The sequence below is a fragment of the Kineococcus glutinatus genome, from assembly GCF_039542765.1.
In the GTDB taxonomy this organism is placed as follows: domain Bacteria; phylum Actinomycetota; class Actinomycetes; order Actinomycetales; family Kineococcaceae; genus Kineococcus_A; species Kineococcus_A glutinatus.
This window is the reverse complement of the sequence record NZ_BAABIL010000773.1, coordinates 1-570: the sequence shown is the minus strand read 5'-3', so window position 1 is coordinate 570 and position 570 is coordinate 1. Positions and strand designations below refer to the sequence as shown.

1 pseudogene is annotated in these 570 nt (G+C 81.4%); it reads left to right on the top strand.

Features of this window, described 5'->3' with window-relative positions:
- Positions 1-570, top strand: a pseudogene (locus ABEB16_RS21265) (hypothetical protein); the annotation flags it as partial.

The window sequence follows — 570 nt, the reverse complement described above, 5'->3', positions numbered from 1 at the left end:
CGCCCGCGCGGCCGGGTCGGCCCTGCTGGTGGTGGCCACCCACCGCGACGTGCCCCGGGGCGACACCTCGCCGCTCGCTGCGGCCCTGCCCGCCCTGCACGCCGAGCCCGCCGCGCTGGCGCTGCGGCTGCGCCCGCTGGGCCGCGATGCCGTCGCGCAGCTGCTCCGCACCCGCCTGCCCGGGACCGCCGGGGCCCTGCACGGCGTCTGCGAGGAGGTCGTGGACGAGGTGGCCCGCCGCACGGGCGGCAACCCGCTGTTCGTGCGGGCCGTCGTCGCCCTGCTGGCGCAGCGACCTCCCGCGCAGCGCGACGCGTCGACGGTGGCGGCGCTGGCCGCCGAGCCCGAGCTGCGCGACGTCGTGCGCGCGTGGGCGCGCGGGCTGCCCCGGACCACCCGCGAGGTCCTCAGCGCGGCCAGCGTGCTCGGCGAGGACTTCGAGCTGCCCGACCTGGCCGCGCTGCGCGGGCAGGACCCCGCCGACGTCCTGACCGCGCTCGAGGCCGCGCTCGCCGCCGGGGCCGTCAGCGCCGCGGCCGCACCGGGCGGCTACCGCTTCGCCCACGCCCT